We start from the raw sequence: 5232 nt of genomic DNA, 5'->3' as shown, positions 1-5232 counted from the left end.
CCAGGCCCTGCAGGCCATCGATCCGCAGCAGGCCATGCAGCAGGCGCAGCGCGCCGACCAGCTCGCGGGGCAGGCGATCCAGCTCGCGCAGAACGACGTCGGCGCGTTCGACGGCGGCATGGGCGGGATGTTCGGCGGCGGGTCGCCGGGCGGCGGCCAGTCCGGCGGCGGCATGCTCGGCGCGGTGCTCGGCGGCATCGTGCTCAACTCGGTGCTGAGCGGCGGGCGCTCCTCCGGCGGCGGCATGGGCGGCCTGGGCGGCATGCTGGGCGGCGGTGGCCGTTCCTCGGGCGGCGGTATGCGACCCGGTAGCTTCGGAGGCGGCGGCACACGCGCCCGCCGAGGAGGTGGCCGCTTCTGACCTCTTCCCGCGGAGCCGCCCGCACGCGACGCGCGCGGCATCCATCCCCGACCAGAACTCATCGACCCAGAACTGAAGTCCGATAGGAAGGAAATCCGATGGCGAAGCAGTCCATCTTCGGTCGCATCTCGACCCTCATGAAGGCGAACATCAACGCACTCCTCGACTCCGCAGAGGACCCGCAGAAGATGCTCGACCAGCTCGTGCGCGACTACACGAACTCGATCGCCGACGCCGAGTCGGCCATCGCCGAGACGATCGGCAACCTGCGTCTGCTCGAGCGCGACCACCAGGAGGACGTCCAGGCGGCCACCGAGTGGGGGAACAAGGCCCTCGCGGCAAGCCGCAAGGCGGACGAGCTGCGCAAGTCCGGCAACACCACCGACGCCGACAAGTTCGACAATCTCGCCAAGATCGCGCTGCAGCGCCAGATCAGCGAGGAGAACGAGGCGAGGGCGATCGCGCCGACCATCGCGACGCAGAACGAGGTCGTCGACAAGCTCAAAGAGGGCCTCAACGGCATGAAGCAGAAGCTGGAGCAGCTGCGGTCCAAGCGCTCCGAACTGCTGGCGCGTGCCAAGACCGCCGAGGCCCAGAACAAGGTCCACGACGCCGTCAAGTCGATCGACGTGCTCGATCCGACGAGCGAGCTCGGCCGGTTCGAAGACAAGGTCCGCCGCCAGGAGGCCTTGGCCGCCGGCAAGCAGGAGCTCGCCGCGTCGAGCCTCGACGCCCAGTTCAACGCGCTCGAGGACGTCGGCGAGCTGACGGAGGTCGAGGCGCGCCTCGCCGCGCTCAAGTCCGGCACCCCGGTGCAGGCCGCCATCGAGAACTGACCCCTCCGGGGTGACGAGGGCGCCGGGTCCGCGAGGATCCGGCGCCCTTCGCCGTCTGCGGCGACTCCACGCGCGTCGTGTTCGCCCACAGCAGGGCTCCCCGCTGCGCGGACGGATGCCGCAGCCGCCGGTGTACGAGAAGATGAGGGGATGACGCGATACCTGGTGGTTCCGCAGTGGCAGGGAAGCCCCTCCTCCCGGGCGATGCAGCTCATCGACGGCGCCCAGGCCATCGCGGGAGACCTCCCCCGGTCCTCGACCACGGTGCTCGATGTGCCGATGGAGGCCGGCGAGTCGCTGGGCACCGGCATCCACCGCCTCAGCGCTCTGCAGCGGGTGCGCGGCATGGTCGCCGACGCGCTCGATGCGCATGACGTCGGCGCACCCGACGAGCCCGTGCTGACCATCGGCGGCGACTGCGGCATCGCGCTCGCGCCGATCGCCCACGCCGCGCGCCGCTTCCCCGGGCTCGCCGTGGTGTGGATCGATGCGCACCCCGACCTCAACTCGCCCGACTCGTCGCCCTCCGGCGCGTTCGCCGGCATGGTGCTGCGCGCCGTCATCGGCGACGGTGAACCCGGCCTGCGGCTCGACGGCGCCATTGCGGCCGAGCGGGTCATCGTGGGCGGCGCGCGTTCGTTCGACGATCCCGAGCTGGCGGCCGTCGCGGACTTCGGCATCACCGCGCTCACCGTGGAGGCGCTGCGGGATGCCGACGCCCTCGCCGATGCGGTGCTCGCCACCGGGGCAGAAGCGGTCTACATCCACGTCGACATCGATGCGCTGGATCCGGCGGAGATCGCCGGCAACGCCCATCCCGAGCCGTTCGGCGTCACCGTCGCGGAGCTGACCGTCGCGATCGGGCGCCTGCGCGAGCGGGTGCCGCTGGTCGGGGCATCCCTCGCGGGCTACTCCCCCGCGTCGGCGGACGCCGCCACCGACGACCTGGGTGCGATCCTCCGCGTGATCGGGGCGCTCGCATGAGCCCGGTCCCGCAGCCACCGGCGGGCTGGCGCGTCGCGGCCGAGCGCGCCGTCGCCCGCGGCAGGCGCGTCGACGAGCTCATCCCGTCGTTCCTGCTGGATTCGCCCATCAGCCGCGTCGGCTACTGGTACGGCTGCGCGGTCGGATGGGTGTGGGGGACGCTGTGGAGCACCGGCCCGATCGAGAAGCGCGAGGGTCTGTGGGTGTTCCGCGGGATGCCGCGCTGGACCTTCCCACGGGGCGGCTCGTGCGTGGGCGGATGCTTCCTCACCGGCGACGGGCGCATCAGCGATGCGCTGCTGCGGCACGAGGCCGTGCACAAGCGGCAGTGGCAGCGCTACGGCCTGCTCATGCCGCTGCTGTACCTGTTCGCGGGCCGCAATCCGCTGCGCAACCGGTTCGAGATCGAAGCGGGCCTGGCGGACGGCAACTACGTGCCGCGCGGCACGGCCTGACCGCGGCCCCTCAACCTGCGACGGAGGCAGAGGCGGCACGACCGACGCGGTAGACCTGGCGGCCCAGCACGATCACGACGGCGAGCGGGAAGACGATCCAGAAGAGGTTCGGCAGCACCGCGACCATGAGGAAGCCCATGAGGTCGCCGCGCTCCAGCGACTGCCGCGTCATCTCGAGTCCGCTCGAGGCCTCGACCAGGAAGTAGATCACGGTCTTCCAGAAGGTGGCCACCGTAACCAGGAGCGCCACAACGAGACCGGACCAGCGGCGCGCGTGGAACAGCGCCCACACGATGAACACGACCTCGATGAGATTCGCCCAGCTCTGCGCGCTGCCGAAGGCGTCGAACTGCCCGTAGCGATGGTCGAACGTGCCGTAGAAGACATGGCCGGGCCAGAAAGCGGCGAGGGGCCCTCCGGCGTGCGACAGCGGACCCAGCAGCACGTAGCACGCGTCATACGTCTGGATGACGGCCGAGATGGTCAGCCACACGACGATCCAGGTCGGGATGCGGAGGTCGCGCGGGTCGACGGCGAGCGCGGGCGAGGCGGCGGCAGTCTGCGTCATGCGCACGACTGTACCGATCGCGGGCGCTGGAGCACCCCGGCACGCGGCGTGCCGGCGCGGCGATCAGCGCGCGGTGGTCAGCCCGTACTGCTCGGGCGCGTGGATGGAGTCCGCGCGGATGCCGAGCTCGACGAGGTGGTCGACGATGTCGGCCGTGCCCAGGTAGCCGCCCAGCAGGTGGATGCGGGTCTGGTCGTCCTCGGCGCACAGCATCTCGTCGGCCCAGGCTGTGACGGCGCGTGCGAGGGCCTCGCCCGATGCGCAGCCGCGGCCGGTGCCGGGTGCGCCGGAGCGCTGCGAGCGATCCAGCCACGTCACGACCATGCGGCTCGGTGCCGCGATGTCCGCGTGCCACGAGTCGTCGGGGATCTCGATGAAGACCCGGCCCGTCGAGCAGATCGGCAGCGTCGCGAGCACGGCCTCGAGCTCGGCCAGCGAGGACTCGTCCGCCGTGATCAGGTGCTGCACGCGCGTGTGCCGGGACGCACGGCACGCCGACGCGTTGTGCGCGACGGCCTGAGGCTGTGTGGTGTGGGGCATGGCTCCTCCAGTATAACCACCTATGAAGGGTTGCCTTACCTCAGTGATACACAGCGAAAGAAATCAGCGCCTCGCGCGCGCTGACGCGGGGATTCAGGCGTCCGGCGTGAGCAGCACGCGGCGAAGCTCGGCGATCTCGTCGTCCGCGAGGCCGTGGGCGCGCAGATAGTCCCCCGCCGACCCGTACCGGTGCGTCACATCGTCGAGGAGGGCGCGCATGACCGGCGCGGGTGAGCGGGTCGCCAGATCTTCGAGGTGAACCGCCTCAGGATGCAGGGAGCGCAGCGTGTCGACGATCTTGCGGTTGCGCTGCGGCGGAAGCAGACCCTCGGTGCGGGCGTAGTCGCCGACGACGGCTTCGGTGTCGACCCCCGCGGCGGCGAGGGTGAGCGCGATGGTCACGCCCGTGCGGTCCTTGCCGACCGTGCAGTGCACGAGCACCGGCTGATCGGCGAGGATGCCGCGCACGACCGCGACGACGCCCTGCGATGAATCGTCGACGAGGCGCCGGTACATCTCGTCGAGGCTGAGATCGTCGCGGAAGAACGACTCGACGGACCCCAGGAACAGGGGCACGCGCTGCGTCACGATGTCGAGGCCGGCGATGCGGCTGGGCTCGCGCGCGATCTCGTCGTCGGCGCGGAGGTCGATGATGCGCCGCAGGCCGAGCTGCGCCAGCGCGCGCGTGCCGTCGGCATCGAGGCGTGCGAGGTTGCCGGAGCGGAACAGCACTCCGTGACGCGTCGCTCCCGAGCCCGCACGCAGGCCGCCGACGTCGCGGAGGTTCATCGCCCCCGGCACGAACGGGTCGGCCGGCAGAGCGTCGCCGGAGGCCGGCGAGGGAACGGTCACCACGCGGCGCCCGCGGCGGCGTCCTTGTCTTCGCCGACGAGGTCGTCGCGCGGCGGGGTGCTGTAGCGGCCCGCGATCGCGATGCGGTTGAACGCGTTGATCGACACGAGGATCCAGCTGAGCGCCACATACTCCTTCTCGCTCAGCACGCCGCCGACGCTGTCGTAGACCTCGTCGGGGATGCCCGCCTCGTGGATGTAGACGTAGGCCTCGGCCAGTTCCAGACCGGCGCGCTCACGATCCGAGAAGACGCCCGACTCACGCCAGACCGGCAGCTGGGCGATGTCGTCCGCCGTCACCCCAGCGGCCACCGCCCGCTCGACGTGCACGCGCACGCAGTAGGCGCAGCCGTTGAGCTGCGAGGCGTGGATCTGCACCAGCTCTTTGAGCCGGTCGTCGATACCGTTCTCGGCGGCGATGCCGCCCACGGTCTTCGAGAACGCGGAGAGCGCCTGGTAGGCGGGTCGCGCCGCTCGCGAGAGGTGCACGCGGTGTTCTGCCGTCATGACGCCAGACTACCGACGGGTCGGCGGCGTCGGGCCGGGCGTCTTCACCGTGGGGCACAATGAGCGGGTGAGCGACCCCATCGACGAGTTCTCGTTCCTTCCCGAGCAGGCGGCGGAGGCCGGCATCGAC

The 5232-nt window shown here is 71.1% G+C and carries 7 protein-coding genes and 1 pseudogene; 4 read left to right on the top strand and 4 right to left on the bottom strand.

Annotated elements, in window-relative coordinates:
• From VIP82_RS21375 to VIP82_RS21360, 4 genes and pseudogenes are all read left to right on the top strand, one after another.
• Positions 1 to 361 (top strand): annotated as a pseudogene (locus VIP82_RS21375) (TPM domain-containing protein); the annotation flags it as partial.
• Positions 362 to 459: 98 nt separating this feature from the next.
• Positions 460 to 1197, top strand: coding sequence for a PspA/IM30 family protein (locus VIP82_RS21370; protein WP_331912362.1), 738 nt, complete (start codon positions 460 to 462; stop codon positions 1195 to 1197).
• Between the two features lie 150 nt (positions 1198 to 1347).
• Positions 1348 to 2181 (top strand): arginase family protein, encoded by an 834-nt coding sequence (locus VIP82_RS21365; RefSeq protein ID WP_331912360.1) that lies wholly within the window; start codon positions 1348 to 1350, stop codon positions 2179 to 2181.
• Positions 2178 to 2636: a Fe-S oxidoreductase gene (locus VIP82_RS21360; protein ID WP_331912358.1), complete on the top strand. Its 459-nt coding sequence runs from the start codon at positions 2178 to 2180 to the stop codon at positions 2634 to 2636. The genes VIP82_RS21365 and VIP82_RS21360 overlap by 4 nt, the downstream gene beginning before the upstream one ends.
• 10 nt (positions 2637 to 2646) lie before the next feature.
• On the opposite strand, the gene VIP82_RS21355 is transcribed toward VIP82_RS21360, so the two are convergent.
• The 4 genes from VIP82_RS21355 to VIP82_RS21340 all read right to left on the bottom strand — a co-directional run bounded on the left by VIP82_RS21355 (position 2647) and on the right by VIP82_RS21340 (position 5102).
• Positions 2647 to 3204 carry a hypothetical protein gene (locus tag VIP82_RS21355; RefSeq protein ID WP_331912356.1) on the bottom strand — a complete coding sequence of 186 codons (558 nt, stop codon included), beginning with the start codon at positions 3202 to 3204 and terminating at the stop codon, positions 2647 to 2649.
• A 63-nt stretch (positions 3205 to 3267) separates the two neighbouring features.
• Positions 3268 to 3744, bottom strand: coding sequence for an SIP domain-containing protein (locus VIP82_RS21350; RefSeq protein ID WP_331912354.1), 477 nt, complete (start codon positions 3742 to 3744; stop codon positions 3268 to 3270).
• A 93-nt stretch (positions 3745 to 3837) separates the two neighbouring features.
• Positions 3838 to 4533 carry a tyrosine-protein phosphatase gene (locus VIP82_RS21345; protein ID WP_331912364.1) on the bottom strand — a complete coding sequence of 232 codons (696 nt, stop codon included), beginning with the start codon at positions 4531 to 4533 and terminating at the stop codon, positions 3838 to 3840.
• A 59-nt stretch (positions 4534 to 4592) separates the two neighbouring features.
• Positions 4593 to 5102 carry a carboxymuconolactone decarboxylase family protein gene (locus VIP82_RS21340; RefSeq protein ID WP_331912352.1) on the bottom strand — a complete coding sequence of 170 codons (510 nt, stop codon included), beginning with the start codon at positions 5100 to 5102 and terminating at the stop codon, positions 4593 to 4595.
• Between the last annotated feature and the right edge of the window lie 130 nt (positions 5103 to 5232).

The organism is Microbacterium sp. (assembly GCF_036566905.1).
Taxonomy (GTDB): Bacteria; Actinomycetota; Actinomycetes; order Actinomycetales; family Microbacteriaceae; genus Microbacterium.
Note: the sequence above shows the minus strand (reverse complement) of the source record. Positions and strands in the feature narration are given on the sequence as shown.